The organism is Burkholderia sp. MS455 (assembly GCF_016899445.1).
Classification (GTDB): domain Bacteria; phylum Pseudomonadota; class Gammaproteobacteria; order Burkholderiales; family Burkholderiaceae; genus Burkholderia; species Burkholderia pyrrocinia_C.
Map to the genome: position 1 here is coordinate 3,283,652 of NZ_CP041779.1, position 26,259 is coordinate 3,309,910.

Here is a 26,259-nt window from a genome sequence, read left to right on the forward strand (position 1 = left end):
CCGCCCAGGACAGGAAAACGAAATGACCCAAGCCCAGACCGCCGCCGTGCAACCCGACGCGATTCCCGTGGCCGCACCGGCCCCGCAGCGCTGGCGCGTCGCCGACGTCGTCGCGCTGTTCGCACTGCCGTTCAACGACCTGATCTTCCGCGCGCAGCAGGTGCATCGCGAGCACTTCGATGCCAACGCGGTGCAGTTGTCGACGCTGCTGTCGATCAAGACGGGCGGCTGCGAGGAAGATTGCGGCTACTGCTCGCAGTCGTCGCATCACGACACGGGCCTGAAGGCCGAGAAGCTGATGGACGTCGACACGGTGCTCGACGCCGCGCGCGCGGCGAAGGCGAACGGCGCGAGCCGCTTCTGCATGGGCGCCGCGTGGCGCAACCCGAAAGAGCGCCACATGCCGGCGCTGACCGAGATGGTGCGCGGCGTGAAGGAACTCGGCCTCGAAACCTGCATGACGCTCGGCATGCTCGAGGACGAACAGGCGCAGCAGCTCGCCGACGCGGGCCTCGACTACTACAACCACAACCTCGACACGTCGCCGGAGTTCTACGGCCAGGTGATCTCGACGCGCACGTACCAGGACCGCCTCGACACGCTCGACCGCGTGCGTGACGCTGGCATCAACGTGTGCTGCGGCGGCATCATCGGGATGGGCGAGTCGCGCCGCGAGCGCGCGGGCCTGATCTCGCAGCTCGCGAACCTGAACCCGTATCCGGAATCGGTGCCGATCAACAACCTCGTCGCGATCGAAGGCACGCCGCTCGAAGGCACCGCGCCGCTCGACCCGTTCGAATTCGTGCGTACGATCGCGGTCGCGCGCATCACGATGCCGAAGGCCGTCGTGCGCCTGTCGGCCGGCCGCGAGCAGCTCGACGACGCGATGCAGGCGATGTGCTTCCTCGCCGGCGCGAACTCGATGTTCTACGGCGACCAGTTGCTGACGACCAGCAACCCGCAGACGCAGCGCGACCGCGCGCTGTTCGAGCGCCTCGGCATCCGCGCGAGCCAGGCCGACGCGCTGTCGGACAACGCGTAAGCGAAACGGCCGTCGGGCCGAGCCTGCGAACGAAAAAGCCGGGGCATGCCCCGGCTTTTTTTCACCCGATCGTCTGCACCGCGTTGCTTTTCGCGGCTCGGATCACGGTCTTCTCGACGCGCCTGCGCACGCCGTCGAGCATCACACGTGTGCCGCCGCGCCGTCGAGCGCCGCGCGCACCCGCTCGACGAGCTGTGCGTCGACGGGTGCCAGCACCTCGCCGCGCGGCCGCACGCCCGAGCCGAAATGCACCGCGCGCACGCCGGTGGCCCGGACGAAATCGCCGACCGCATCGACGGTGAGCCCCGAACCGGCCAGCACCGTGCACGCCGCCCCTTCCGCGTGCCGCACCATCCGCGTGATCGTCGCGGCCGCGTCGAGCACCGACGGATGGCCGCCCGACGTCAGCACCGACGTGACGGCCGGCACGCGCAGCAGCGCGTCGAACGCGGCGTTGAGGTCGCGCGACACGTCGAACGCGCGGTGGAACGTCAGCGCGCGGCCATCCGCGGCGGCGGCGATGCGGGCCAGTGCGCCGAGATCGACGTCGCCGCGCGCGTCGAGCGCGCCGAACACGACACCGTTCGCGCCGGCCGCAACGGCTGCGCGCACGTCGCGTTCGATCACGCGCAGGTCGTCGGCGTCGTAGACGAACGACCGGCTGTGCGGACGCACGATCACGTTGACGGGAATCGGCACGGCGGCCACGACGGCCTCGATCAGGCCGACGCTCGGCGTCAGCCCGCCTTCGGTGATCGCGGTCACGAGTTCGAGGCGGTCGGCGCCCGCGCGGGCGGCGGCCTTCGCATCGCCGACGGTCGTGGCGATCACTTCGAGGAGGACGGAGGAAGCGGCGTTTCGGTTCATCGGCGGCTCGCGATTCGTCAGGACAATTCGCGCATCCTAGCCGAGCGGCGCGACGGGCGCCAGCGTGCCGGCCGCCGCGCGTATCAGCCGCGCCGCACGAGCCAGACGCCGGCCAGCGCGGACAACGCCGTCGCCACGGCACCGGGCGCGAACCGGAACATCCGCGCGTTCACGTCCACGCCCTGCTGCTGCATCACGTCGACGATCCCGGGCGACAGCAGCAGCGACGCCCAGCCCATCATCCCGAACGCGGTGGCCGCGGTCGCGACGAGCAGCGCGATGCCCGCGCCCCGCGCACGCGGCCGGAACGCGCCGGCGAACGCGCCCGCGGCGAGGAGCGCGGCCGAAAACGCGAACAGCACGGCGACGAAAACGAGCATCGCCGCCGTATGCCCGATCTTCATGAACGCGACCATCTGCGCGGCGATCACGCACATGCCCGCGATCGTGAACAGCACGACCGCCAGCGCGTTGCGCACGAAGCTCACGCGAGTGCCTGGCGGAAATACGCGGTCGCGGGGCGCCGGAACAGCAGGTAGACGAACAGCGCGAACAGCAGGAAGCCGGGAATCAGCACCGCGAACATCGACGGCGGCATGTTGACGAACGAGAACGCGAAGCCGAGCACGGATGTCGCGACGTACGCCTTGCGCGACCACTCGCGGCCCTTGAGGATCGCGATGCCGATCACGACGTTCGCGGCTTCGATGATCACGCTGATGCCGAGCGTCGCCCAGACGGGCAGCAGGTAGTGCGACAGCAGCGCCTGGGTGGTCGGCATGCCGATCGAGAACGGCGTATAGACGCACGTGATCGCGTTGGTCACGATGATGACCCATGCGAGGATGGTCAGCGAAATCGGTCTTTTCATTGTGTTGTCCTTTTATTCGCCGCCATGGTGGCCCCCGGGGCGGCGCGATCGCGGTCACGACGGCCGCGATCGCGCCATTTTCGGGGAAGCACGCGGGGAACGCAACGGCCGGCCCGGGCCGATGCGTGCCGATCGTCCGGATCGCCGCATGCGGTGCGCACGCGATGCTAGCCGGCGTCCGCCTCGTCGTCGCCCCAGTCGATATCGCCGCACAGCACGCGCTGCGCATCGCCGACGCGCACGGCCACCGACAGCGTCACGCACGGCTGCGCCTCGTTGATCGACAGGTACGGCCGCGTGACCTGCACGCGCCCCGGCTCGGCGATCGCCGAGCGGAAATACGGCCGGCGCAGCCAGTTCGCGCCCTGCGCGTCCGCCAGCGGCGAGAAGCGCGCCTCGCTCAGCGCGCGATCGGCGCGCAGCACGACGTTGCGGCCCGACTGCCGGCCGTGCGCGTCGAGCAGGAAGCAGCGCGCGGCCGCGTCGAGCGCGAGGAAGTTCCAGCACACCTCGTCGAGCGGTTCGCCGGCCGCGAGGCGCTCGGCCGCACGCTCGAACGCGCGCAGGTACGGCGCGATTCGCTGCGCGTCGCGCCGCTCGCGCGCTTCGGTTTGCTGACGAAAGCGCTCGGTCAGCTCGCCGATGCAGGCCGTCGCGGCCGCGCTGTCGGGCAACCCCGGCGCCGGGCGGCCGAAGTAGTAGCCCTGTACGAAATCGGCCTCGCACGACAGCGCGATCTGCGCCTCGTGCTCGGTCTCGATCCCTTCGACGAGCACGAGCTTGCCGGCCTCGTGCAGCAGCGTCACCAGCCCGTGCAGGATCGCGGTGAGCCCCGTGCGGTGCGCCGCGTGCGACAGCATGATGCGGTCGAGCTTCACGATGTCCGGGTTCAGTTGCCAGATCCGCTCGAGGTTCGAGTGGCCGGCGCCGAAATCGTCGAGCGCGATCAGGAAGCCGTGCGTGCGAAATTCGCGCACGGCCTCGGCGAGCCGCTCGACGTCGTCCGCACGCTGTTCGAGCACTTCGAGCACGACGCGGCGCGGCGGCATGCCGAGCCGCTTCAGGTTCGCGAGCAGCGCGGCCGCCTGGAACGGGTCGGTGAGCACGCCCGGATGGACGTTGAGAAACAGCCACTCGCGCTCGGCGCCGAACAGCGCGAAGTTTTCGAGATGCAGCGCCTGCGCGAGCCGGTCGAGCTGCAGCAGTTCGCCCTGGCGCGCGGCTTCGCCGAACACGTCAAGCGGCGACACGGGGCGGTCGAGCGCATCGTGCGCGCGCAACAGCGCCTCGTAGCCGATCGCACGCTGGTGCGACAGGCTGAATATCGGCTGGAACACGGTCGTGAGCGTCAGGTCGCGATGCTGCGTCGCCAGACGTTCGAGGCCGGAGCTCATCTCCCGCTCGAACCGGTACGGCGACGCGGCGGCCGGACGCTCCTGTTGCACGATCGTCATACCTTCCTCCTGGTGAAGCACTCGAACGCGCCGACCGACGAAACGGACGGCGCGTGCAATGTCTTGGTTGGACCCTCGGTTGTCCGGTCGGTGCCGGACGGCTGCCCAGCATCAAGCAAGCTCCGTGCAAGGAGCGAACAACCCATGCGCCGCGCGGGTGAGCGGGGCTGCCGCACCAGCGTGGCGCGCATCCGACGCACCATTTTCGTGCGCACGCACCGGCCGCTTGAGCGCAGCCGTCACTGCGGCACGCTACACTCCGTACGATCGTTTCATTCCCCGCATTCGCCGTATCGATGGAAATCGTCTTCACAGTCCTGATCCTGCTGCTGACCGTCGCACTGTCCGGCGCCGTCACGCGCAACCTGCCATTGCAACTGCCGCTGCCGCTGATGCAGATCGCATTCGGCGCGATCCTCGCGTGGCCGAAGTTCAACCTGCACGTCACGTTCGATCCCGAAATCTTCATGCTGCTGTTCATTCCCCCGCTGCTGTTCGCGGACGGCTGGCGAATTCCGAAACGCGAGCTTTACCTGCAGCGCCGCGCGATCCTGATGCTCGCATTCGGGCTCGTGTTCATGACGGTACTCGCAGTGGGCTACTTCGCGCATTGGCTGATTCCCGAGTTGCCGCTGCCGATCGCGTTCGCGCTCGCGGCCGTGCTGTCGCCGACCGACGCGGTCGCGCTGTCGGGCATCGCCAGCCGTGGCAGGATCCCGCCGCAACTGATGCACATCCTCGAAGGCGAGGCGCTGATGAACGACGCGTCGGGCCTCGTCGCGCTGAAGTTCGCGATCGCGGCCGCGCTGACCGGCGTGTTCTCGCTGCGCGCCGCGTCGGTCACGTTCGTGATCGTCGCCGCCGGCGGGCTCGCGACGGGCGCGATCGTGTCGTGGGGGTTCAGCGCGCTGTCGACGCGCTTCCTGAACGCCGAGCAGGAAGGCGACCCGGCCCCCGGCATCGTGATGACGCTGCTCGTGCCGTTCGCGGCCTACCTGTTCGCCGAGCACCTCGACCTGTCGGGCGTGCTCGCGGCCGTGTCGGCGGGGATGATGATGAATTACACGAGCTTCTCGCGCAAAAGCACCGTCGCGTCGCGCGTGCGCGCCGAAAGCACGTGGGCGATGATCGAGTTCGTGTTCAACGGCATGGTGTTCATCATGCTCGGGCTGCAGTTGCCGCACATCATCGGCCGCGCGCTCGTCGACGCGCACCATACGAGCGACGCGCTCGTCGGCCGGATGATCTTCAACGTGTGCGCGATGATGATCGCGCTGTATGCGATCCGCTTCCTGTGGGTCTGGCTGCTGCGCTGGATTGCGAGCCGCCGCGCGGCGCGCCAGGGCCTCGCGGGCACGATGGCCGGCGTGCGCACGATCGCGGTGATGACGGTCGGCGGCGTGCGCGGCGCGGTCACGCTCGCCGGCGTGCTGTCGATCCCGGTCGCGCTCGCCGACGGCGCGCCGCTGCCCGGGCGCGACACAGCGATCTTCGTCGCGTCGGCCGTGATCCTCGGCTCGCTCGTCGTCGCGGTGATCGGCCTGCCGCTGCTGCTGCGCGGCGTGCGCTCGTCGCGCAACCCGCTCGCCGACGAGGAACGCACCGCGCGTGCCGCCGCCGCGCAGGCCGCGATCCGCGCGATCGACTCGTCGCACGACGCGATCTCGGCCGATCTCGACGAATCGGGCGCCGCGCGCTGCGCGGACATCTCCGCGCGCGTGATGGACCAGTACCGCCGCCGGCTCGCCGCGCTCGCCGAGGACGGCCCCACGCCGCGCGCGGAAGCGAAGCAGAGCGAAACGATGGAGCTGCAGATGCGGATCGCGGCCGTGCGCGCGGAACGCTCGGTGCTGTACCGGATGCGCAGCGAGAGCAAGATTTCCGACGAGACGCTGACGAAGCTGATCCGCGAGATCGACCTGTCGGAAACCGCGCTGTCGACGCGCAAGAAAGGCATTCTCTGACGGGCCGTTCGATGCCCGGAAGCAACCGCCCATAAAAAAACGGCGACGCCGAAGCGTCACCGTTTTCACATCCGCCCGCGTTCGCGTTACTTCGCGACGACGACCGGAATCCCCTTCAGCATCCCCGCCCCCTTCATCTCGTCGAGCGCGTGCTGCACGGCCGCGCTCGTCGCCGCGTCGATGCCGAGCTGCAGCGCGAGCTCGCGCTCCGCGCGCTTCACGCCGGCCAGGTTGCGCACCTTCACGTGACCGAAGCCGCGCACGCGGGCGTGCAGGTCGGCCAGCTGCGCGACCTGCGCCGCATTGCCGGCCGTCGTCGCGGCGAGCGCACGGGCGAGCGTCGTCTCGTAGTCGTCGGCGAGCGCGCGTTCCATCCTGCGCTCGACGGTGCGGCCGAACGGATCGAGCCACGTGCCGCGCAGGCTGCGCACGCGCGCCAGCATGCCGAACACCGGCCACATCCACTGGCCGAACACGCGCTTCTTCGGCACGCCGCCGTCGCGGCCGGCCTTCGAGACCGTCGGCGGCGCGAGGTTGAACTTCACGCGATAGGCCTGCCCCGGCACGCCTTCAAACTGCGCTTCGAGCGCGGTGCGGAATGCCTCGTCCGCGTAGAGCCGCGCGACCTCGTATTCGTCCTTCACCGCGAGCAGCCGGTAGAACGTCGTCGCGACCGCGCGCGTCAGCGCGTCGTCGCCCTTCGCGGCCGCCGCGTTCACGAGCGCCCGGTAGCGATCGACGTAGCGTGCGCCGCCGTACGCATCGAGACGCGCTTCGCGATCGGCGATCAGTTCGGCAAGCGTTTCCGGCGCGGCGTGCGCGGCCACCGCGTGACGCGCGTTCCACAACGCATCGAGCCCCGCCGCATCGCCGGCCGCCATCCGCCCGATCGAGAACGCGAGCTTGTTCATCGGCACCGCGACGTTGTTCAGCTCGATCGCGCGCATCATCGCGGCGAGCGACACCGGCACGAGGCCGAGCTGCCACGCGTAGCCGAGCATCAGGATGTTCGCGCCGATCGAGTCGCCGAGGAACTTCGCGGCGAGCGCCTGCGCGTCGCAGCTCGACAGGTAGCCGTCGCCGGCCGCGTGACGCATCTTCTCGAGCAGCGCGTCCGCATGCAGGTTCGCGTCGGGGTTCTGCACGAACGACGCGTTCGGGATCCGGTGCGTGTTGACGACGATCCGCGAACGCTCGTGACGCACCGTCTGCAGCGCTTCGGCACTCGCGCCGACGACCATGTCGCACGCGAGCAGCACGTCGGCCTGCTGCGTGTCGATGCGCACCTGGTTCAGCCATCGGTCGCTCGCGGCGATCCGCACGAACGACAGCACCGAGCCGCCCTTCTGCGCGAAGCCCATGAAGTCGAGCACCGATGCGCTCTTGCCTTCGAGGTGGGCGGCCATGCTGATCAGCGCGCCGACCGTCACGACGCCCGTGCCGCCGACGCCCGTCACGAGCATGTCGAACGGCGCCGCGTCGAGATGCGTCGCCGGCACCGGCAGCGCGTCGACACGCACGGCGAGCGCCGCTTCGTCGAACGCGGCACCCGCGGCCTTCTTCAGCGCCGCGCCTTCGACCGTCACGAAGCTCGGGCAGAAGCCGTTCACGCACGAATAGTCCTTGTTGCACGACGACTGGTCGATGCGGCGCTTGCGGCCGAGCGGCGTCTCGAGCGGCTCGACCGACAGGCAGTTCGACTGCACGCCGCAGTCGCCGCAGCCTTCGCACACCGCTTCGTTGATGAACAGGCGCTTGTCCGGATCGGGGAATTCGCCCTTCTTGCGGCGGCGGCGCTTCTCGGCCGCGCAGGTCTGGTCGTAGATCAGCACGGTGACGCCCGGCGTCTCGCGCAGTTCGCGCTGCACCGTGTCGAGTTCGCTGCGGTGGTGGAACGTCGTGCCCTTCGGGAACAACCCGTGATGGCCGTCGTACTTCTCCGGTTCGTCGGACACGACGACGAAGCGCGACACGCCTTCCGCCTCGACCTGCCGCGCGATCTGCGGCACCGAGATGCTGCCGTCGACCGGCTGGCCGCCCGTCATCGCGACCGCGTCGTTGTAGAGGATCTTGTACGTGATGTTTGCTTTCGCGGCGACCGCCTGGCGGATCGCGAGGATGCCCGAGTGGAAGTAGGTGCCGTCGCCGAGGTTCTGGAACACGTGCTTCGTGTTGGTGAACATCGCGTGCGCGGCCCAGTCGACGCCCTCGCCGCCCATCTGGATCAGCCCCGTCGTGTCGCGCTCCATCCACGACGCCATGAAGTGGCAGCCGATGCCGGCCTGCGCGATCGAGCCTTCCGGCACCTTCGTCGACGTGTTGTGCGGGCAGCCCGAGCAGAAGTACGGCGTGCGCTTCACCGCGTCGGCCTCGTTCGACAGGATCTGCGGCGCGACGAGATCGACGACGCGTTCGCGGCGGTCGAGCGCCGGCTTGTGCCGCGCGAGCCATTCGGCGAACACCGGCAGGATGCGCGACGGGCGCAGCTCGCCGAGTTCGGACAGCAGGCAGGCGCCGGCGGCGTCGTGCTTGCCGAGCACGCGCGGACGCGCGCCTTCCGTGCGGTTGTACAGGTAATCCTTGATCTGCTGCTCGATGACCGGGCCTTTCTCCTCGATCACGAGCACTTCGGCGAGCCCGTCGACGAAGGTCTCGATGCGCGTCATCTCGAGCGGATACGACAGGCCGACCTTGTAGATCCGCACGCCTGCCGCGTCGAGGTCGGCCACCGTCAGGTCGAGACGGCGCAGCGCTTCCATCAGGTCGAGGTGCGCCTTGCCGCAGGTGACGATGCCGACGTTCGCCTGCGCGCTCGGCGCGATCCACTTGTCGATGCTGTTGGTGCGCGCGAAATGGCGCACCGCGTCGAGCTTCGCGGCGAGACGCGCCTCGATCGTGAGGCTCGGCAGGTCGGGCCAGCGGTTGTGCAGCCCCCCCGGCGGCGGCGTGAAGCCCGCCGGCGCCGGCCACTGCGTCTGCAGCCCGTCGAGGTCGACGGTCGAGCCCGACTCGACCGTTTCCGAAATCGCCTTGAAGCCGACCCAGGCGCCCGAGTAGCGCGACAGTGCCCAGCCGTACAGGCCGAATTCGAGCATGTCGGCGATGTTCGCCGGGTTCACGACCGGCATGTGCCACGCGATCATCGCGAAGTCGCTCTGGTGCGGCATCGACGACGATACGCAGCCGTGGTCGTCGCCCGCGACGACGAGCACGCCGCCGTGCGGCGACGAACCGTACGCATTGCCGTGCTTCAGCGCGTCGCCGGCGCGATCGACGCCCGGGCCCTTGCCGTACCACATCGCATACACGCCCTCGACCGTGCGCTCGGGATCGGCCTCGACACGCTGCGTGCCGAGCACGGCCGTGCCGCCGAGTTCCTCGTTGATCGCGGGCAGGAAGCGCACGCCGCTGCCGTCGAGCAGTTTCTGCGCTTTCCACAACTGCTGATCGACCATGCCGAGCGGCGAGCCGCGATAGCCGCTGACGAAGCCGGCCGTGTTGAGCCCCTGTTCTGTGTCGACCGTGCGCTGCATCAGCAGCAGGCGGACCAGCGCCTGCGTGCCGGTCAGGAAGATCCGGCCGCGCGTCGCGGTCAGGTTGTCGGTCAGGCGGTAGTCGGACAGGGCGGGCGGGCCGTCGACGGGCAAGCGGGCGGTCATGGGGGAAGTCTCCTGATTGTGCTGTTCTGGGCTGCGCGGCGGGGCGTCGGACGACGCGCGATCGGCGGCAGCGAATGGCTCTATTTTTTCGCGCGCAGACGAGAATGTTTTTTCTCTTCTTGCTCGGGCGGGCCCGCAGCGAGAAAAACTGCGCAGCTTTTTATCGGGATTTGAGAGAGTTTTCGCGCGCGGCGGCGGAGCGGGATGGGCGGGATGGGCGGGGCGTCGGGACGGCCGGGTGGTTTGCGGGAACAACCGGTGCGGGCCCGAAGACAGCCGGCCGGCGCGGCGGCGGGCGCTCGCGCCTCGTGCGACAAGGGTTTCAGCGGTCGGTGGCGGTCACCCTCACCATTGAAATGCACAGCATTCCGATTGGCCGGGGGCGCGGGATGTCCACAATGCTGCGCCCTTCAGCCGATCGGGCTCGCGCGCTCACCGTTCGAACGCACAGCGTTTCGAGTGGCGTTGGGGGAGGGATGTCCACATCCGAAATCGGTATCCGGTTCGCTCGGGCGCCGATGCTCACCGTTGAAATTCACAGCGCGGCGAGTGGATTTCGGCGGTGGATATCCACATCGGGATCGGCTCGTTTCGTCGATCCGAGATTCACTCTCACCGATCGAATACACAGGATCGCGAGTGGGTTTGTCGACCGGATATTCACACCGGAACACTTACGCTGCGCAATCGCAAGGGCGCTCTCACCGTTGAAATACACAGCGCTTCGAGTGGCTGCGGTAGTGGTTATCCACCGCCCGAACCGACCCTGTCGTCCGGTCTCGCGCGCACCCTCACCGTTGAAAACCACAGCACTTCGAGTGACTTTGAGAGGCGGATATCCACATGGACGAGAATCCGTGAGTCGGCCGGCATCGGCACGCTGTCCAATCGGGCGTCGACACTCACCTTCGAAATACACAGTGCCGCGAGTCGTTTGGCTGGCCGGATATCCACACGAGAATCCGCGTTGCCCTCGATAGCGTACTCGCTCTCGAGCCCGAAATGCGCGGCGCTTCAGACGACGTTGTCGGCCGAACGGCTGCGTCTTGACCGGCTGTCCGCCGATGGCGCACTCACGCTCACCATTGAATTACACAGCGCTTCGAGTCGCTTGAGAAGGTTGATACGCGCAATGAAATCCGCTCGCTGCGGACCACTTACCCGCGCTCACCGTTAAAATGCACAGCCCTTCGATTGGCTTCCCGAGCCGGATATCCACGTCGCCACGCACTCGACGTTCGGTCACGCATGCGCGCGTTCGGCTAGAATGCGCGGCGCCCGGAACCGCGCCGGAGATCGGGAAGCCGCGCCGGAGCAGGCGCTTCGCGCGATCGGGCACCGACACTCACCGCTGAATTTCACAGCATTTCGCGTCGTTCCTTGGATTGGTTATCCACAACCCTCTTCATGCATTACGTGGCATCCGGTCACCCTCACCGGCGAAATGCACAGGGCTGCGAGTCGTTTCGGTGCCGGATATCCACAACGGATCGCGCGAAGGAACGTGCTTCGGCACATCGGCGGAAGCGGCCTGCGCATCGACGCGCGGCAATCGGGCAACAGCCGGAAAGCCTTGTCCAGACAGCCTTGGCGGCACCCTCACCATTCAAATGCACAGCGTTTCGAGTCGCCTTGAGGGTGGGTTGTCCACATCCGGCCCATTGCGCTGACTCAAGCCGACTCGCACTCCGGGCAACCTCACTCGGCAATCGAACGGATGACCGTTGCCGGATTGCCGCCGACCAGCGTATTCGGCGGAACGTCCCTGGTAACGACGGCCCCGGCCGCGACGACCGAATGCTCGCCCACCGTCACGCCGCCGATGATCGTCGCACCCGCGCCGACCCACACGTTCCGTTCGATCGCGATCGGCTTCGCGACGACGAAGTCGCGCCGCCGGGAAGGTTCGACCGGATGGCCGGACGTGATGAGGCTGACGTTCGGCCCGATCATCACGTCGTCGCCGATCTCGAGCCCGCCCAGGTCGTAGAACGTGCAGTTCTGGTTGACGAACACGTTGCGCCCGATCTTCATGCCGGCGCCGCCCGTCGCATGGAACGGCGGGATCAGCACGAAGCCGTCGTCCACCTGCGTGCCGATCAGCTCGCTGAACAGCGCGCGAACTTCTGCCGCATCGTCGAACGTCAGGCGGTTGAGCCGCGCGGTAATCGCCATCGCTCGCTTGACCTCGGCCACCATGGCCGCCGATTCCGGCGTTCTTCGCGGAATGATCGTGGTGCGATCGTCGTTTGCCATTCGTTGCTTGTCTCCATGCGCGGTCGAACCGGCGGTGGGTGCGCGGCAGCGGCGCCGGGTTGAAGATTCCCGCGTTGCGCAAAGCGTCGCGATCGCGGATGAATGCCTGCACTGCCATGTGCACGCGTGCAGCGGGAGAGGCGGTGCATTGTAGTGACGCAGGCTTACACCGGGATTTTTCGTCGTTATTCATAACTAGTTTCAATATAACTAGTTATTCGAAGAATCCTTGTAACAGCGGGCTTCGCCCGGCCTTCCACCTGATTCATGTCCGACACAACACACCGGACGAGACGCGCGCAGCGGGCCGCCCCTAGCCGGGCGCGCCTGGCCGAACCTCCTGCGCTCGGGTACGCTTGAGCATCCACCGGACCCTGCCTGCACCCAAACGCGGAGGCGCGATGAAGCTCTACTACTGGCCGAAGACCCGGGCATTCCGGGCGTTGTGGATGCTCGAGGAAATCGGCGTGGTGTACGAACTCGTGCCGATCGACCTGCGCTCGCACGAACAGGGCAGCGACGCGTTCGTCCAGGTCAACCCGATGGCCAAGCTGCCCGCGCTCGACGACGGCAGCGCGCCGTTCGCCGAATCGGGCGCCGTGCTGCTCTATCTCGCCGACCGTTGCCCCGGCGCCGGGCTCGGCATCGCACCCGACGATCCGCTGCGCGGCCGTTTCCTGCAATGGATGTTCTTCACGCCGACCTGCCTCGAACCGGCGATGGCCGAGAAGTTCACGGGCGCATCGGGCAATCCGGTCGCGTTCGGCTGGGGCAACATCACGCGCGTGCAGCGCGCGCTCGCGCAGACGCTCGCCCACAGCCCCTGGCTCGTCGGCGAGCGCTTCACCGCGGCCGACCTGCTGCTCGCCAGCACGCTGAAGACCGCGTTCGACGCGCATCTGCTGCCGCACGAAGGCGTGCTCGGCGACTACGTCGCGCGAGCCGAGGACCGCGACGCGTTCCGCCGCGCGGTCGCGATCGAACAACGCGAAGCGGCGCGTCTGCTGCACGCGTGACGCATGCGGGGCGGCGCCCGCCGCCCCTCGAGCACACCTACGCAGCCGGCCCCTGCGCCGCCGCGCCCGCGTCGACCACCACGCCCGGCGAACCGCGCTCGTCGGTGTCGGCGTCGACCGGCACTATGTCGTGAAAATGCGTGTAGTCGATGTGCGTGATGCCGTCTTCGTCGTGCATCAGGTCGACATAGCGGTGACGCCAGCGGATCTCCCCGTGCGCCCACGAGTAACGCGCCTGCATGACCTGCGCGGTCGTCTCGTCCGAGCCCTCGATCGTGATCAGCAGCGACGCGTCGCGCGCGGCGAGCGATTCGGGCGTCTCGCCGAACAGCGCGCTCGATTCGTCGATCACGTGCATCAGGTTCCAGCCGAGCAGGAAGATCGGATGCTCGCTGCGCACGAGCGGCAGGTCGTGGATCTTGCGCAGCGAGTAGCCCTCGTGCGTGCCTTCGACACGCATCAGCCGCAATTTCGCCTGCGCCTCGGCAATCACGTTCTGACGCGCATTCGCGGCGCGCACCATCAGCGTCATTCGGCCGTTCAGCGGCCGCACGATCGCATAGCGCGCGAACAGGATCTTCGCCTGCGGCCGGGAAAACCGCGCGAACACGAGCCCCGTGGCCAGCGCGATGCTCGACATCCCGACGAAGATCTCGAATGTCGCGACCAGGTGCGCATAAGTGGTCTGCGGATGCATGTCGCCGTAGCCGACGGTCGCGAGCGTCTCGACGCTGAAGAAGAACGCGCCGCCGAACCCGGCCGGCGACTGGTTCGCGATCGGCGCGTGGCCAAGCATGTAGAGCATCGCGAAGCCGCCGTTGAGCAGCAGGAACAGCACCGCGAGCGACAGGAAGAACACGGGCCAGCTCACCGTCAGCGCGCGGTGATAGAAGTCGCGCCAGCCGAGCGGCGGCATCCCGTACGCGATCACCGGGCGGGTGCCCGACCAGATCTTGCGGCCACGGCCGCGGGAAGCGGGGGAGGACGAATCGACGTTCATCGCGCGATGCCGGTTGCAGGAAGGCGATGAGCGTAGCACGCGCGGCGGCGGCCGGGAATGCGCGCCGATTCGGAATGGAAATTTGCCGCGCCGCCGGACGCGTGCGGCCGCGCAGCGTCGAAAAAAACCGGCCGCATGAAAGCAGCCGGCTGCATCGTCATCGTGCGGACAAGCGCGCGGTGCGCGCCGTTATCACTTCCGGTCGACGATCACCTGGTCGAACGTGCCGCCGTCGGCGAAATGGGTCTTCTGCGCGTTCGCCCAGCTGCCGAAGACCTGCTCGACGCTGAACGTCTTCAGCGACTTGAACTCGGCCGCATGCTTCTTCAGCACGTTCGCGTCGCGCGGGCGCAGATGATGCTGCGCGATGATCTCCTGCGCTTCCGGCGTGTACAGGTAGTCGAGATACGCCTGCGCGACCTTGCGCGTGCCCTTCTTGTCGACGACCTTGTCGACGACGGCGACGGGCGGCTCCGCGAGGATGCTCGCCGACGGATACACGGCGTCGAACTGCGCGCCCGACGCGCCGGTATCCATCAGCGCGACTTCGTTCTCGAACGTGACCAGCACGTCGCCGATGCCGCGCTGCGTGAACGTCGTCGTCGCGCCTCGGCCGCCCGAGTCGAGCACCGGCACGTTGCGGAAGATCGCCTTCTCGAAGTCGAGCGCCTGCTGGTCGGTCGCGCCCTTCTGCTTCTGGAAGCCCCACGCGGCGAGATACGCGTAGCGGCCGTTGCCCGACGTCTTCGGGTTCGCGATGATCACCTGGACGCCGGGCTTCGCGAGATCGCTCCAGTCCTTGATCGCCTTCGGGTTGCCCTTGCGCACGAGGAACACCATCGTCGTCGAGTACGGCGAGCTGTTGTCCGGGAAGCGCGCGCGCCAGTCCTTCGGCAGCAGTTGGCCGCGCTCGGCGAGCAGGTCGATGTCGTTCGGCTGGTTCATCGTCACGACGTCGGCCTGCAGCCCCTGCAGCACCGACAGCGCCTGCGCGCTCGACGCGCCGTGCGACTGCTTGAGCGCGACCGTCTCGCCGGTCTTCTGCTTGTACGCGGCGGCAAAGCTCGCATTGATGTCCTTGTACAGCTCGCGCGTCACGTCGTACGACACGTTCAGGATCGACGTGTCCGCGTGCGCAACCGTCGCCGCCACGACCAGCGCCGCCGCCGCGCCCGTATGCAGCCAGCGGCCGATTCCCTTGATGCTTGCCATCGTGATATGCCCCGTTTCCAGTGGTGGTGAATGTGCGTGACGGCACGCGTACGCGCTGTCATCGAAACGTAAGCGGGCATTCTAGCGGCCGGCCGCGGCGCGCTTTCCAATCAGTCGTGGAAAGCAAATCTCGAATCCTGCTAAACGGCGGCTGACGCTCGCGCACGCGTCAGATCCGGTGTTAAGATCGCCGTTCAGCCCACTTCACGGTTCATCCATGTCCGCTGCCCTGCGCTCGCTCCCGATCCTCGCCGCCGTCGCGGCAGGTGCGCGCGCGGCCGGGCTGAAACTGAAAAAACGACTCCTCGACTGACGGGGACGTCGCGTCCCGTCAGGCGAATGCCGGACGGGACGCCCGCAGGTCGTTTCTTTCTCCTTGCCCGCATGCCTCGTTCCGGCACTCCGCCGGCGGAACGGTTCCTTCCCACTCCGTTTCCACCATGAGGCTTTGCATGCACACACGTTTCGAAGGTATCTGGCTGCCGATCGTCACGCCGTTCCACCACGGCGAAGTCGATCATGCGGCGCTCGCGCGGCTCGCGCGCCACTATGCGGCCGCGGGCATCGCCGGCTTTGTCGCGGGCGCGACGACCGGTGAAGGCGTGCTGCTCGACGCGCGCGAACAGGACGCCGTGTTCGCGACGCTGCGCGACGCGGCGCCTGGCCTGCCGATCGTCGTCGGGCTGACCGCGAGCGCGACGCATGTCGCGGCGGCCCGCGCGCGCGAACTCGCCGCGCTGCGGCCCGACGGGCTGCTCGTCACGCCGCCCGTCTACGTGCGGCCGACGCAGGACGGCATCCGCCGCCATGTCGAGGCGATCGTCGACGCGGCCGACCTGCCGGTGCTCGTCTACAACATCCCGTACCGCACCGGCGTGAACGTCGAACTGGAAACGCTGCAGGCGCTCGCGCGCGACCCGCGCGTCGCGGGCATCAAGGAATGCGGCGGCACGCTCGACCGGATGAGCCGGCTCGTGCACGACACGCCGCTCGCGATCCTGTCCGGCGACGACAACCAGAACTTCGCGGCACTGTGCGCCGGTGCGCACGGCGCGATTGCCAGCAGCGCGCACGTGCTGCCCGAATGGCATGTGCGCATCCATGCGCTGCTGCGCGACGGGCGGCTCGCCGATGCGCGGCGCCTGTCGGTCGCGCTGCAGCCGCTCGTCGCGGCGCTGTTCGCGGAGCCGAACCCTGCGCCTGTGAAGGCCGTGCTCGCCGCGCAAGGATGGTGCGAGGACGGGTTGCGGCTGCCGTTCGTGCCAGCGAGCGACGGGTTGCGGGAGCGGCTGGCCAAGCTTTGTGCCGAACTGGAAGCGTCTGCGCAAGCTGTCGCGGCAGCGTAGGATTTCGCTCCAAAAACTGTTTCAGACCGTCAGAATCCGCGACGCGCCATACTGCGAAAGATGGCCGTCCGCGATGATAAGCAGCAGCGGTTCGTACCGCGCTTGCGCGACAAGCAGCCGGTCGAACGGGTCGAGATGATAATGGGGCAGATGGCGCACGGCCGCGCCGTGCGCGGCCCGAACCGGCAGTTCGCGGTACTGGTTCGCGTCGATCCTGTCGACCAACCGATCCACATCGACGTCCAGCTTTCCCTTCCCTGCCTTGATCGCCACTTCCCAGATGCTCGCGCTGCTGATGAACACTTCGTCGGCAGCGGTGATCAGATTACGCGCACGAACGCTCAGTTTTGGATCGTTCGCCAGCGCCCACAGAAAGATGTGCGTATCGAACAGCAGCCTCATTACTTCCCTACGAACGCGGCAAGCTCTTCGGCGGAAAGCGGTGCGTCGAAGTCATCGGCGATCCATATCTGCCCCTCGAGGGCGCCGAATGAATGAATTGGCCTGAGCGGCACGAGCCGGACCGACTGCTTGCCGTCCTGCATGATCACGACGCGTTCGCCCGCGATCGCGGCATCGACCAGCCGCTGCAGATCGAGCGAGGCTTCCTGGAGGTTTGCGACTTGCATGATGAGCTCCGTCCATTGAGTGATCACCATTGTCGCGACATTCGCCCCGTTGCTCCAATAGGCCGAACGTTCAGCTGAACGCATGCCAGTCGACCCGTATCAGGCCGCCAGCGCCGCCACCGCCCCCTCCGTCGCATCCCGCACCGCCTGCGTCACGATCCGCGCGAGCCGGTCGACGGTCGGCGTCGCCGACGACGTGCGCCGCAGCAGGATCAGCGGCAGGCTCGGCAGTTCCGGCAGCCCGGACGACGCCGCGTCGAGCACGCGCACCGACGCGGGCAGCCCGTAGTGCGAGCGCACCGTCAGCCCGAGGCCGGCTGCCGCCGCCGCCCATAGCCCGGCGAGGCTCGGCGTCGTGAACGCGACGCGCCACGGCACGCCCGCGCGGTCGAGCGCATCGGTTGCCGCGCCGAAGAACCGGCACGGCCGGTCGAACACGACGAGCGGCAGCGGCTCGCCAGGCGCGCGCACGGCACGGCCGCCCGCTTCGCCGCCCGTTTCGCCGCGCGCAACCGGTGCCGCACCGTCTTCCGCACCCTCCCCGCCGCCGTCCGGCATCCCGAAACCGCCCGCGCCCACCGCGCCGATCCATTGCATCAGCACCTGCGCGATCGCTTCGCTGTCGATCCCTGCCCGCGACACGAGCGCCGCCGACGCCGGGTCGCCCCACACCAGCGCGAGATCGAGCTGGTTCGCATCGAGCCGGTCGAGCAGTTCGGCATTGCGCGCCACGCGCGCCTCGATCCGCACCTTCGGATGCGCGCGCGCAAATCGCCCGAGCACGTCGGGCAGGATCGCCTCGCCGAAGTCCTCCTGCAGCCCGACGCGCACCCAGCCGTCGAGATTCACGCCGCGCACGGCCGCGGCCGCCTCGTCGTTCAGTTCGATCATCCGGCGCGCATAACGCAGCATCGCGTCGCCGGCATCGGTCAGCGCGAGCCCACGCCCGGCTTTCACGAACAGCGGCGTGCCGGCCTGCTCCTCGAGCTTGCGGATCTGCGCGCTCACCGCCGACGACGAGCGCGCGACACGGTCGGCCGCCTTCGCGAAACTGCCGAGATCCACGCCCGCGACGAGGCTGCGCAGCGCCGCCACGTCGAAATTGGGCCGGGCCTGCGCGGCATCGGCCATTGCGGGCGGCTCGCCGCCGCCACGGGGAAGGTCTTGTCCGGGCACGTCAATCATCCTGTTTTACCGAACGATTCATCAAAAACTTTCCGATTTTCAGGATGAATGTAGGCCGCCAGACTGTCGATGTCAATTTCCAATTGGGCCTGCCACCATGGATACCATCTGCATCGCTTCCCCGACCTCGCCCACCCGCGACGCGCGCGGCCCCGCCCACCGCTGGCGCGTGCTGGCGGCCGGCGTCGCCGCGAACATGAGCTTTTCGGCCGCCGCGGCCGGCATTCCGACCACCGCCGTGTGGATGCGCACGGCCTATCACCTCGACAACGGCGCGCTCGGCCTCGTGCTCGGTGCGCTCGGCTTCGGCGTCGCGCTATCCGAGCTGCCTTGGGGGATCGCCGCCGACCGCTTCGGCGATCGCCGCGTGCTGCTGAGCGGGCTCGTCGCGACGGCCGCGATGCTCGCGCTGATGGTGTGCACGATCGTCCCGACCGCGCACGCGGTGCCGCCGCTGATGCGTGTCGTCGCGATGATGAGCTGCGTCGGCCTGCTTGGCGGCAGCGTGAACGGGTCGAGCGGGCGGGCGGTGATGCGCTGGTTCGGCGAGCGCGAACGCGGCCTCGCGATGAGCATCCGCCAGACGGCCGTGCCGCTCGGCGGCGGCATCGGCGCGGCACTGCTGCCGTCGCTCGCGTCGCACCTGGGTTTCGCCGCGGTGTTCGGTGCGCTGATGCTGTTGTGCGCGGGATCGGCCGCGCTGACCTGGCGCTGGCTGCACGAACCGCCCGCCGCGCCGGCCGCCGTGCACGGCACCGTGCATCGTCCCGTCGAACAGCAGCAGCCCGCCCGGCATGCGCGCGGCCCGCTCGCGAGCGGCCGCGTGTGGCGCATCGTGCTCGGCATGGGCCTGTTGTGCACGCCGCAGTTCGCGGTGCTCACGTTCGCGACGGTGTTCCTGCACGACTTCGGCCGGCTCGGCCTCGCCGGCATCAGCGCGGCGATGGTCGCGCTGCAGCTCGGCGCGATGGTGATGCGCGTCTGGAGCGGCCGTCATACCGACCGGCACGGCAACCGCCGCGCGTACCTGCGCGGTTCGGTGCTCGTCGCCGCCGGGTCGTTCGCGCTGCTTGCAGCCGCGACGGCCGGCAGCCCGCACGTGCCGCTCGCAGCGATCGTCGCGATTCTCGTGTTCGCGGGCGTCTGCGTATCGGCATGGCATGGCGTCGCGTATACGGAGCTCGCGACGCTCGCCGGCGCGAACCACGCGGGCACCGCGCTCGGGATGGCGAACACGATCGTCTACCTCGGGCTGTTCGCGACGCCGCTCGCGATTCCGCCGTTGCTCGCCGTCAGTTCGTGGAGCGTCGTCTGGCTCGCGGCCGCGCTGGTCGCCGGCGCGACCTATCCGCTGTTCTCGCGGTAGCGGGCACGCGCAAACCGTCAGAACTTGTACACGGCCGACAGCATCGCCGAGCGACCGTCGCCGAACTCGACCGCGGACGATCGCGATTCGCTTCCCGACACCTGCCGCACCCGCTCGACATATGCGCGGTCGAACAGGTTGTCGACGTTCAGCTGGAAACGCAGCCGGCGGCTCACGTCGTAACCGGCCATCAGGTTGTGCACCCAGTACGCGCCAAGCTGGCCGTCGCCTTGCGACGTCACGTTGCGCCGGCCGACGAAATGCGAACCGTAGCCCACCGTCCAGCCGGCCGGCAGCCGATAGGTCGTCCACAGATTGAACGCGTGCCGCGGCGTGTTGCCGAGCGCCTGCCCGTCGCGGCGTGGCGAAGACGGCGAACTCAGCGTGACGCTCGCCAAATACGTGTAGTTCGCGAACACGTCCCAACGCGGCGTCACCTTGCCGGCGGCACCAAGCTCGACGCCGCGCACGCGCTGCCGGCCCACGAGCGCGTAGCTGCCGTCGGCCATCCGTTCGCGCGCGTTCTTCTTTTCGGTCTGGAACAGCGCGCCGTTCAGCGCGACGCCGGCAAGTCCCTCCCATTTCGCGCCGAGTTCGAAGCTCTCGTTCTTCTCGGGCGCGAGCGCGCCCGTCGCCGCGCTCACGCCCGAGCCCGTCGTGACGAGAAACTCGGCGGACGGATTGAACGACGTGCCGTACGCGAAATACGCACGGCCGTTGTCGGTCGGCTTGAACACGAGCCCGGCGCGCGTGCTCAGGTGACGGTCGGCGCTGTCTGCGCGCTCGGTCGGCTTGCCGGCCGGCGTGCCTTCCGAGCGGCCGTCGATCCAGTCGTGCCGCAGCCCGACGTCGACGTCCCAGTACCGGCCGAGCGCGATCGTGTCGAACGCGTAGAGCGCCTTCACGACCAGCGCCGTGTCGTTGTGCGCGCTGTCCTGGCGCTGCGCGGGGCCGCGCCAGTCGCCGGGCGGCGCGGCGAGCGGGAAACCGCCGGCCGGGTAGAACCGGTTGAGCCCATATGAATAGGTCGTGCGGTCGTACGTTTCCCGCGAGATCTCGAAGCCTGCAACGAGCGTGTGCCCTAGCCCGAACGTGCCGAACGTGCTCGTGACGTTCGTCTGGTTCGCCCACATCGCCGTCGACGCATCGCGGCCGTAACCCTGCGGCCCGGCCGGTTTGTAGCGCCCGGGCGGCAGCCCCTGCAGGTTCACGTGCGACGCGGAGATCACCGTGTCGCGATGCAGGTGCGCATAGCGGCTCAGGTTCTGCAGCTTCAGGTTCGACGACACGTCGTGCTCGGCCTTCACGGTGAACGTGTCGGACGTGATGCGTTCGCGGTCGAGATTGCGCCAGCCGAAATAGCTGTCGCGCGACACGCCGCCCAGCACCTGCCCGTTGTGCGCGGGCAGTCCGTAGTCGGGCAGGTTGTTGTCGTCCTGGTGGAAATAGCCGAGCGTGACGCGCGTCGGCGTGCCGAGGCCGAACGCGAGCGATGGCGCGACGCCCCAGCGCCGCTTGCTGATGTCGTCGCGGCCCGGCACATCGTTGACGTGCGCCATCGCGTTCAGGCGGAACGCGGTCCTGCCGTCGGTGCCCGGCAGCGGCCGGTTCGCATCGAGCGTCACGCGCCGGTAGTCGGACGTGCCGAGCGTCGCACCGGCTTCCGTGAATGCGCCGGCCTTCGGCGCCTTGCTGACCAGATTCACCGAACCGCCCGTGGTGCCCGCGCCGCCGAACACCGAGTTCGGCCCCTTGATCACCTCGACCGCCTCGACGTTGAACAGGTCGCTGCGATTGTTCTGCGCGCTGTCGCGCAGGCCGTCGAGCTGCAGGTTCGCGCTCGCGCCGAAGCCGCGGATGTTGAACATGTCGCCCGACCCGCCCCCGCCCTCGCCCGCGTTGAACGTGATGCCCGCGACGTTCGACAGCGCTTCGCGCAGGCTCAGCGCCTGCTGCTCGTCGAGCACCGCGCGCGGCACGACGGTGATCGTCTGCGGCACGTCGAGCAGCGGCGTCGCGTATTTCGCGGAGCCGGAGCGGTCGACGCGCGAACCGGTGTCGCGGTCGCCCTGCACGAAGATCGGGCTCAGGTGCGGCGCCTGCCGCGGGTCAGCCTCTTCCGCGCACGCCGGTGCGGCCGCACAGGTCATCATCGCGAACGCGACGGAAGCAGTCGCGCGACGCGGCGGCGTCGCGCTCGACACAATGCAAAGACTCATGTTCATTCCACCTCATTGACGAGAATGATTCTCATTCAATATGAATGAACATGGCATGGCAATTGGACGTGTTCGAATTTCGTTATGCGAACGAACCCGGAGACGAAACCGGCGCGCGACCGATCGGGCGTGCTCGCGCCGTCAGCCCGCCTCGCGCGCCAGCGCACGCCGCGTGGCCGGCCGTTCGGCCTCGCGCTGCGCATGGGCGGTCCACGCGGGATGCCGCGTCATGTCGAGCCCGATCGCGACGCCCCAGCGATACAGCACGAGCAGGAACGGATCGACGATCGAATGGCCGCCCGGTTCGGCCCATGTGCGGCCGTCAGCGAGCGCGGCTTCGATCTTCTCGTTCGCGGCATCGATCGTGCCGCGCCCGTGCGTGCTGACCGCACCGTGCAGGGCCGGGTCGCCGATGAAGCGGCCCGGCCGCCACAGCGCGCCGTAGCCGACGCCATGCACCCAGCCGACCAGCCAGGCGAGCCATTCGTGGCAGCGCGCCTCACGCAGCGGATCGTCGAGCGGCAGCAATCGCGCATCCGGATAACGGCGCGCGAGATACGTGAGGATCGCGGGCGTTTCGGTGAGCACGCGCGGCTCGCCCGGAATCGCGAGCACGGGCACGCGCGCCTTCGCGTTGATCGCGAGATAGCGCGCTTCGAGGTTCTGCTGTTTCTGCAGGGAGACGATCTCGACGTCGAACGGCGCGCCGGTTTCCTCCAGCGCGATGTGAGCGGCAAGCGAGCAGGCGCCCGGCGAAAGATAGAGACGGTATGCGTTCATGATGGTGTGGCCCGACCGGGCTGTGGAAGACGGAACCGAGTGTAGGAACGCGTGGCCGGGCGCCGCAAACGATGAATTGTCGTGCTCGGACATTAGTGTTACTAATATCCGCATGCGACGCATCCACCTCCCTCCGCTGCAGACGCTGCGCGCGTTCGAGGCCGCCGTGCGGCTGCAGAGCTTCACGCGCGCGGCCGACGCACTCGCACTCACGCAAGGCGCGGTCAGCCAGCACATCCGCACGCTCGAGGCGCAGCTCGGCTATCCGCTCTTCACGCGCGAGCGCAACGGCGCGACACCGACGCACGCCGCGCACGCGCTCGCGCTGCAGGTGCGTCAGGGCCTGAACGTGCTCGAACGCGCATTCGAGCCGACGCTCGCCGTGCGCAGCCGCCCGCGCACCTGCGACGTCACGCTGAACGTGAGCGTGCTGCCGAGCGTCGCCGAGCGCTGGCTCGCGCCGCGCCTGCCGCGCTTCTCGGCCGCGCATCCGCACATCGCGATCGCGCTGCACCCGGACGCGACGCTCGCGCCGCTGCGCAAGCGCGACCGCATCGACGTCGCGCTGCGCTACGGGCCCGGCACGTGGCCGGGCGTCGTCGCCGAGAAACTGATGAACGAGACGATCTTTCCGGTCGCGAGCCCCGTGTACCGCAATCGCGACGGCGTCGCGCCGCGCGCGCCGGCCGATCTCGTGCGCGCGACGCTGCTGCGCCATCCCGCGCAGCCGTGGGAACCGTGGTTCCAGGCCGCGCGGCTCGACCTCACCGAATCCGCGCGCGCGCCGCGCTTCACCGATGCGAACGCGCTGATCGACGCGACGCTGAAAGGGCGCGGCGTCGCACTCGCACGCCGCTCGCTGATCGAGCCCGAACTCGCGGCCGGCACGCTCGTGCGCGTGTCGACGGTGCGCGTGACCGACGTGTATGCGCACTACGTCGTGTGGCGCCCCGGCCATCCGCACGAAGCGGCGATCCGCACCTGGCTCGACTGGCTGCGCAGCGAAGTACGGCGCAGGACACCGCGGCGCTGACAGCCGGCGGTCGGCGGTCGGCGATGGCCGCACGCACGCGAAAGTAATCCGTTAATTTGACGAAAGCGTTTCGCGATCACACACCGATCGCAAACGATTCACCGAAACGTCGCATCGTATCGGCATACTCGAAAACGTTTCCCGATCAGCCTGCCAGGAGAGAAGTCATGCGTCGCGTTTCCGCCGTCGTCGTTCTTTGTGCCGCCGCTTTGGTCGCCGCCTGCAGCGACGACGCGCCGCACGACGCGCACGCGGCCGACGCCTCGCAGCAGGCCGGCGCATCGAGCGGCTCCGCCAGCGCATTCAACAGCAATGCGACCGCGAATGCCGCCGCGTCCGATGCCGCGCCGCTCGCACCGTCCGTCGTGCACTACCCGCCCGATGACGACGACGATGCGAAGCCCGCGTCGAACGCGGCCGCGTCGGCCGCCGCTGCATCTTCGCCGGGCTGATCGCGCCGTTTCCGCCCCCGACCGCAGAACCGAGGTGGTCAGACCGCGTGCGCGAGCGCGCGGTCGACGAGCGCGGTCTCGAAGCCGTCGTCCGCATCGCGAAAGCGCAGCGGCGCCGCGCAATGGACGAGCGTGTCGACGAAGTACTTCGCGCGCGGCCACGGCCCGAAGCCGGCTGCCGTATTGATGTGCCCGGCGTCGCCGAGGTTCACGAACGCGCTGCCCAGGCGCTGCGCGAGCGCCCGCGCATCGGCGAGCAGCATCCACGGATCGGTCTCGCTGCCGATCACGATCGACGGCACCGCGAGCCGGCGTGCGTCGAACGGCCCGGCAAACGTGAATTTCTTCGGACTGGCGGGCGCGACGAGCAGCACGCCCGCGACATCGCCCGTATGCGGCCACTGCGCCAGCGCATGCGCGGCCGCAAGGCAGCCGAAGCTGTGCGCGGCGAGCACGAACGGGCCGCGCTCGCGGTCGAGCAGCGCGCGCACGGACTGCGCCCAGCGCGCGAGATCGGGCGCGTCCCAGTCGTCCTGCTCGACGCGCAGCGAGCGCGGGAACTGCCGCTCGAGCCAGGTCTGCCAGTGAGCGCCTTCGCTGCCGTGCAGGCCCGGTACGGTGACGAGCCGCGGCGGCCACGCCGATTTGCTGCATGCGCGCATGATTGCCCTCGCTTGCTTGAAGACGAGTTTCGATTGTGGCGCGCGGCGCCCGGCGGCCGAACCAATATTTTGTGCTTTGCTTTTGCGCGCGCCGGCCCGCGCGACGGCGCGATTCGCGTCGAAACCGTAGAATGTGGGCTTCCCGTCAGCTTCACACGGAACCGGGCCCGGCGTCGACGCGCCGGGCCCGGTCGTCAGGAGACGCCCGATGTCCGCTACGCCCGCCGGCGCGCTGCGCCCGGCCCCTCTCGCCTTTCCCGTGACGAGCCTCGCCGGCGCGCGCGAAGTCACGCAATGAAGATCCTGTTCTACTCCCCGCACCAGGAAGCCGCCGCATGGCGCGACGAGATCGCGCACGCGCTGCCGGAAGCCGAACTGCGCGCATGGCAGCCGGGCGACACGGCCGCCGCCGACTACGCGCTCGTATGGCGCGCGCCGCGCGAGTTCTTCGCGCCGCGCGACGGCCTGCGCGCGATCTTCAACCTCGGCGCGGGCGTCGACGCGCTGCTCGCGCTCGACCGCGCGCATCCGGGCACGCTGCCCGCGCACGTGCCGCTCGTGCGGCTCGAGGATTCGGGCATGGCACGGCAGATGGTCGAATACGTGACGCACGCGGTACTGCGCTACCTGCGCCGTTTCGACGAATACGACGCGCAGCAACGCGAGCGCCGCTGGCACCCGCTCGAACCGCATCCGCGCGCAACGTTCACCGTCGCCGTGCTCGGCCTCGGTGTGCTCGGCGCGCAGGTCGCGCTCGCGCTCGCCGCGCTCGGCCTGCCGGTGCGCGGCTACAGCCGCGGCGCGAAGCAGCTCGACGGCATCGCGACCTTCGCCGGCGACGGCGCGTTCGATGCGTGCATCGACGGTGCGAAGGTGCTCGTCAACCTGCTGCCGAGCACGCCCGACACCGACGGCATCCTGTCGTCGCGCGCGTTCGCGCGACTCGCGCCCGGCGCGTACGTCGTCAACGTCGCGCGCGGCACGCATCTCGTCGAGGCCGACCTGCTCGACGCGCTCGCGAGCGGCCGGATCGCCGCGGCGACGCTCGACGTGTTCCAGCACGAACCGCTGCCGGACGACCATCCGTTCTGGCGCGCGCCGCGCATCACGATCACGCCGCACAGCTCGGCCGAAACGCTGCGCGCTGAGGCCGTCGAGCAGATCGCCGGCAAGATCCGCGCATTCGAGCGCGGCGAGCGCGTCGGCGGCATCGTCGACTACGCGCGCGGCTACTGAATACAGACAA

22 protein-coding genes and 1 pseudogene are annotated in these 26,259 nt (G+C 68.8%); 9 read left to right on the forward strand and 14 right to left on the reverse strand.

Annotated elements, in window-relative coordinates:
• Positions 1 to 22 precede the first annotated feature (22 nt).
• Positions 23 to 1,042, forward strand: coding sequence for a biotin synthase BioB (bioB, locus tag FPJ27_RS34240; RefSeq protein WP_034179184.1), 1,020 nt, complete (start codon positions 23 to 25; stop codon positions 1,040 to 1,042).
• Positions 1,043 to 1,183: 141 nt separating this feature from the next.
• Here bioB and FPJ27_RS34245 read toward each other — a convergent pair whose 3' ends face one another.
• From FPJ27_RS34245 to FPJ27_RS34260, 4 genes are all read right to left on the reverse strand, one after another.
• Positions 1,184 to 1,909, reverse strand: coding sequence for a copper homeostasis protein CutC (locus FPJ27_RS34245; RefSeq protein WP_204424765.1), 726 nt, complete (start codon positions 1,907 to 1,909; stop codon positions 1,184 to 1,186).
• 83 nt (positions 1,910 to 1,992) lie between these two features.
• A complete protein-coding gene (locus tag FPJ27_RS34250; RefSeq protein ID WP_175963780.1) occupies positions 1,993 to 2,397 on the reverse strand; it encodes a hypothetical protein in 405 nt (134 codons plus the stop codon).
• The gene (locus FPJ27_RS34255) at positions 2,394 to 2,780 is read right to left on the reverse strand and encodes a hypothetical protein (protein ID WP_204424767.1); all 387 of its coding nucleotides are present in this window, start codon (positions 2,778 to 2,780) and stop codon (positions 2,394 to 2,396) included. Before FPJ27_RS34255 ends, FPJ27_RS34250 begins: the two co-directional genes overlap by 4 nt.
• A gap of 167 nt (positions 2,781 to 2,947) precedes the next feature.
• A complete protein-coding gene (locus FPJ27_RS34260; RefSeq protein WP_072437423.1) occupies positions 2,948 to 4,234 on the reverse strand; it encodes an EAL domain-containing protein in 1,287 nt (428 codons plus the stop codon).
• 296 nt (positions 4,235 to 4,530) lie between these two features.
• On the opposite strand from FPJ27_RS34260, the gene FPJ27_RS34265 reads away from it, so the two are divergent.
• Positions 4,531 to 6,198, forward strand: coding sequence for a Na+/H+ antiporter (locus FPJ27_RS34265; protein WP_204424769.1), 1,668 nt, complete (start codon positions 4,531 to 4,533; stop codon positions 6,196 to 6,198).
• Positions 6,199 to 6,284: 86 nt separating this feature from the next.
• On the opposite strand, the gene FPJ27_RS34270 is transcribed toward FPJ27_RS34265, so the two are convergent.
• Both FPJ27_RS34270 and FPJ27_RS34275 read right to left on the reverse strand, forming a co-directional pair.
• Positions 6,285 to 9,857, reverse strand: a complete 3,573-nt coding sequence (locus FPJ27_RS34270) for an indolepyruvate ferredoxin oxidoreductase family protein (protein ID WP_204424771.1) — start codon at positions 9,855 to 9,857, stop codon at positions 6,285 to 6,287.
• Between the two features lie 1,698 nt (positions 9,858 to 11,555).
• The gene (locus tag FPJ27_RS34275) at positions 11,556 to 12,113 is read right to left on the reverse strand and encodes a sugar O-acetyltransferase (RefSeq protein WP_204424773.1); all 558 of its coding nucleotides are present in this window, start codon (positions 12,111 to 12,113) and stop codon (positions 11,556 to 11,558) included.
• Between the two features lie 401 nt (positions 12,114 to 12,514).
• Here FPJ27_RS34275 and FPJ27_RS34280 point away from each other — a divergent pair, with 401 nt between their 5' ends.
• Positions 12,515 to 13,129, forward strand: a complete 615-nt coding sequence (locus FPJ27_RS34280; RefSeq protein WP_204424775.1) for a glutathione S-transferase — start codon at positions 12,515 to 12,517, stop codon at positions 13,127 to 13,129.
• A gap of 37 nt (positions 13,130 to 13,166) precedes the next feature.
• Here the strand turns inward: FPJ27_RS34280 and FPJ27_RS34285 are convergent, their stop codons facing one another.
• Positions 13,167 to 14,129: an ion channel gene (locus tag FPJ27_RS34285; RefSeq protein WP_204424777.1), complete on the reverse strand. Its 963-nt coding sequence runs from the start codon at positions 14,127 to 14,129 to the stop codon at positions 13,167 to 13,169.
• A gap of 192 nt (positions 14,130 to 14,321) precedes the next feature.
• The gene (locus tag FPJ27_RS34290) at positions 14,322 to 15,341 is read right to left on the reverse strand and encodes a sulfate ABC transporter substrate-binding protein (RefSeq protein WP_072437433.1); all 1,020 of its coding nucleotides are present in this window, start codon (positions 15,339 to 15,341) and stop codon (positions 14,322 to 14,324) included.
• Positions 15,342 to 15,793: 452 nt separating this feature from the next.
• Between FPJ27_RS34290 and dapA the strand changes: the two genes are divergently transcribed.
• A complete protein-coding gene (dapA, locus tag FPJ27_RS34295; protein ID WP_204424780.1) occupies positions 15,794 to 16,687 on the forward strand; it encodes a 4-hydroxy-tetrahydrodipicolinate synthase in 894 nt (297 codons plus the stop codon).
• A 21-nt stretch (positions 16,688 to 16,708) separates the two neighbouring features.
• Here the strand turns inward: dapA and FPJ27_RS34300 are convergent, their stop codons facing one another.
• The 3 genes from FPJ27_RS34300 to FPJ27_RS34310 are packed head-to-tail and all read right to left on the reverse strand — an operon-like array spanning position 16,709 to position 18,501.
• A complete protein-coding gene (locus tag FPJ27_RS34300) occupies positions 16,709 to 17,089 on the reverse strand; it encodes a type II toxin-antitoxin system VapC family toxin (RefSeq protein ID WP_204424782.1) in 381 nt (126 codons plus the stop codon).
• A complete protein-coding gene (locus FPJ27_RS34305; RefSeq protein WP_110281344.1) occupies positions 17,089 to 17,400 on the reverse strand; it encodes a prevent-host-death protein in 312 nt (103 codons plus the stop codon). The genes FPJ27_RS34300 and FPJ27_RS34305 overlap by 1 nt, the downstream gene beginning before the upstream one ends.
• A 15-nt stretch (positions 17,401 to 17,415) precedes the next feature.
• Positions 17,416 to 18,501 (reverse strand): LysR substrate-binding domain-containing protein, encoded by a 1,086-nt coding sequence (locus FPJ27_RS34310; RefSeq protein ID WP_204424784.1) that lies wholly within the window; start codon positions 18,499 to 18,501, stop codon positions 17,416 to 17,418.
• Positions 18,502 to 18,598: 97 nt separating this feature from the next.
• On the opposite strand from FPJ27_RS34310, the gene FPJ27_RS34315 reads away from it, so the two are divergent.
• Positions 18,599 to 19,867: an MFS transporter gene (locus FPJ27_RS34315; RefSeq protein WP_204424787.1), complete on the forward strand. Its 1,269-nt coding sequence runs from the start codon at positions 18,599 to 18,601 to the stop codon at positions 19,865 to 19,867.
• A gap of 17 nt (positions 19,868 to 19,884) precedes the next feature.
• Here the strand turns inward: FPJ27_RS34315 and FPJ27_RS34320 are convergent, their stop codons facing one another.
• Both FPJ27_RS34320 and FPJ27_RS34325 read right to left on the reverse strand, forming a co-directional pair.
• Entirely contained in the window at positions 19,885 to 22,086 is a 2,202-nt protein-coding gene (locus tag FPJ27_RS34320; RefSeq protein ID WP_204424788.1) for a TonB-dependent siderophore receptor, read from the reverse strand.
• A 141-nt stretch (positions 22,087 to 22,227) separates the two neighbouring features.
• Positions 22,228 to 22,866, reverse strand: a complete 639-nt coding sequence (locus tag FPJ27_RS34325) for a glutathione S-transferase N-terminal domain-containing protein (RefSeq protein ID WP_204424789.1) — start codon at positions 22,864 to 22,866, stop codon at positions 22,228 to 22,230.
• 112 nt (positions 22,867 to 22,978) lie between these two features.
• Here FPJ27_RS34325 and FPJ27_RS34330 point away from each other — a divergent pair, with 112 nt between their 5' ends.
• Positions 22,979 to 23,899: a LysR substrate-binding domain-containing protein gene (locus tag FPJ27_RS34330; protein ID WP_204424790.1), complete on the forward strand. Its 921-nt coding sequence runs from the start codon at positions 22,979 to 22,981 to the stop codon at positions 23,897 to 23,899.
• 167 nt (positions 23,900 to 24,066) lie between these two features.
• Positions 24,067 to 24,351, forward strand: coding sequence for a hypothetical protein (locus tag FPJ27_RS34335; RefSeq protein WP_204424791.1), 285 nt, complete (start codon positions 24,067 to 24,069; stop codon positions 24,349 to 24,351).
• A 38-nt stretch (positions 24,352 to 24,389) separates the two neighbouring features.
• Here FPJ27_RS34335 and FPJ27_RS34340 read toward each other — a convergent pair whose 3' ends face one another.
• Positions 24,390 to 25,013: an alpha/beta hydrolase gene (locus FPJ27_RS34340; RefSeq protein WP_204424792.1), complete on the reverse strand. Its 624-nt coding sequence runs from the start codon at positions 25,011 to 25,013 to the stop codon at positions 24,390 to 24,392.
• A gap of 208 nt (positions 25,014 to 25,221) precedes the next feature.
• Between FPJ27_RS34340 and FPJ27_RS34345 the strand changes: the two are divergent.
• Both FPJ27_RS34345 and FPJ27_RS34350 read left to right on the forward strand, forming a co-directional pair.
• Positions 25,222 to 25,296: pseudogene (locus FPJ27_RS34345) on the forward strand (glyoxalase); the annotation flags it as partial.
• Positions 25,297 to 25,307: 11 nt separating this feature from the next.
• Positions 25,308 to 26,249, forward strand: a complete 942-nt coding sequence (locus FPJ27_RS34350; RefSeq protein ID WP_204424793.1) for a glyoxylate/hydroxypyruvate reductase A — start codon at positions 25,308 to 25,310, stop codon at positions 26,247 to 26,249.
• Positions 26,250 to 26,259 lie beyond the last annotated feature (10 nt).

Coding starts and splice junctions, on each gene's coding strand:
- bioB (WP_034179184.1), top strand. CDS start 23: ATGACCCAAGCCCAGACCGCCGCCGTGCAACCCGACGCGATTCCCGTG.
- FPJ27_RS34245 (WP_204424765.1), bottom strand. CDS start 1,909: ATGAACCGAAACGCCGCTTCCTCCGTCCTCCTCGAAGTGATCGCCACG.
- FPJ27_RS34255 (WP_204424767.1), bottom strand. CDS start 2,780: ATGAAAAGACCGATTTCGCTGACCATCCTCGCATGGGTCATCATCGTG.
- FPJ27_RS34260 (WP_072437423.1), bottom strand. CDS start 4,234: ATGACGATCGTGCAACAGGAGCGTCCGGCCGCCGCGTCGCCGTACCGG.
- FPJ27_RS34265 (WP_204424769.1), top strand. CDS start 4,531: ATGGAAATCGTCTTCACAGTCCTGATCCTGCTGCTGACCGTCGCACTG.
- FPJ27_RS34270 (WP_204424771.1), bottom strand. CDS start 9,857: ATGACCGCCCGCTTGCCCGTCGACGGCCCGCCCGCCCTGTCCGACTAC.
- FPJ27_RS34275 (WP_204424773.1), bottom strand. CDS start 12,113: ATGGCAAACGACGATCGCACCACGATCATTCCGCGAAGAACGCCGGAA.
- FPJ27_RS34280 (WP_204424775.1), top strand. CDS start 12,515: ATGAAGCTCTACTACTGGCCGAAGACCCGGGCATTCCGGGCGTTGTGG.
- FPJ27_RS34285 (WP_204424777.1), bottom strand. CDS start 14,129: ATGAACGTCGATTCGTCCTCCCCCGCTTCCCGCGGCCGTGGCCGCAAG.
- FPJ27_RS34290 (WP_072437433.1), bottom strand. CDS start 15,341: ATGGCAAGCATCAAGGGAATCGGCCGCTGGCTGCATACGGGCGCGGCG.
- dapA (WP_204424780.1), top strand. CDS start 15,794: ATGCACACACGTTTCGAAGGTATCTGGCTGCCGATCGTCACGCCGTTC.
- FPJ27_RS34300 (WP_204424782.1), bottom strand. CDS start 17,089: ATGAGGCTGCTGTTCGATACGCACATCTTTCTGTGGGCGCTGGCGAAC.
- FPJ27_RS34305 (WP_110281344.1), bottom strand. CDS start 17,400: ATGCGTTCAGCTGAACGTTCGGCCTATTGGAGCAACGGGGCGAATGTC.
- FPJ27_RS34310 (WP_204424784.1), bottom strand. CDS start 18,501: ATGATTGACGTGCCCGGACAAGACCTTCCCCGTGGCGGCGGCGAGCCG.
- FPJ27_RS34315 (WP_204424787.1), top strand. CDS start 18,599: ATGGATACCATCTGCATCGCTTCCCCGACCTCGCCCACCCGCGACGCG.
- FPJ27_RS34320 (WP_204424788.1), bottom strand. CDS start 22,086: ATGAGTCTTTGCATTGTGTCGAGCGCGACGCCGCCGCGTCGCGCGACT.
- FPJ27_RS34325 (WP_204424789.1), bottom strand. CDS start 22,866: ATGAACGCATACCGTCTCTATCTTTCGCCGGGCGCCTGCTCGCTTGCC.
- FPJ27_RS34330 (WP_204424790.1), top strand. CDS start 22,979: ATGCGACGCATCCACCTCCCTCCGCTGCAGACGCTGCGCGCGTTCGAG.
- FPJ27_RS34335 (WP_204424791.1), top strand. CDS start 24,067: ATGCGTCGCGTTTCCGCCGTCGTCGTTCTTTGTGCCGCCGCTTTGGTC.
- FPJ27_RS34340 (WP_204424792.1), bottom strand. CDS start 25,013: ATGCGCGCATGCAGCAAATCGGCGTGGCCGCCGCGGCTCGTCACCGTA.
- FPJ27_RS34350 (WP_204424793.1), top strand. CDS start 25,308: ATGAAGATCCTGTTCTACTCCCCGCACCAGGAAGCCGCCGCATGGCGC.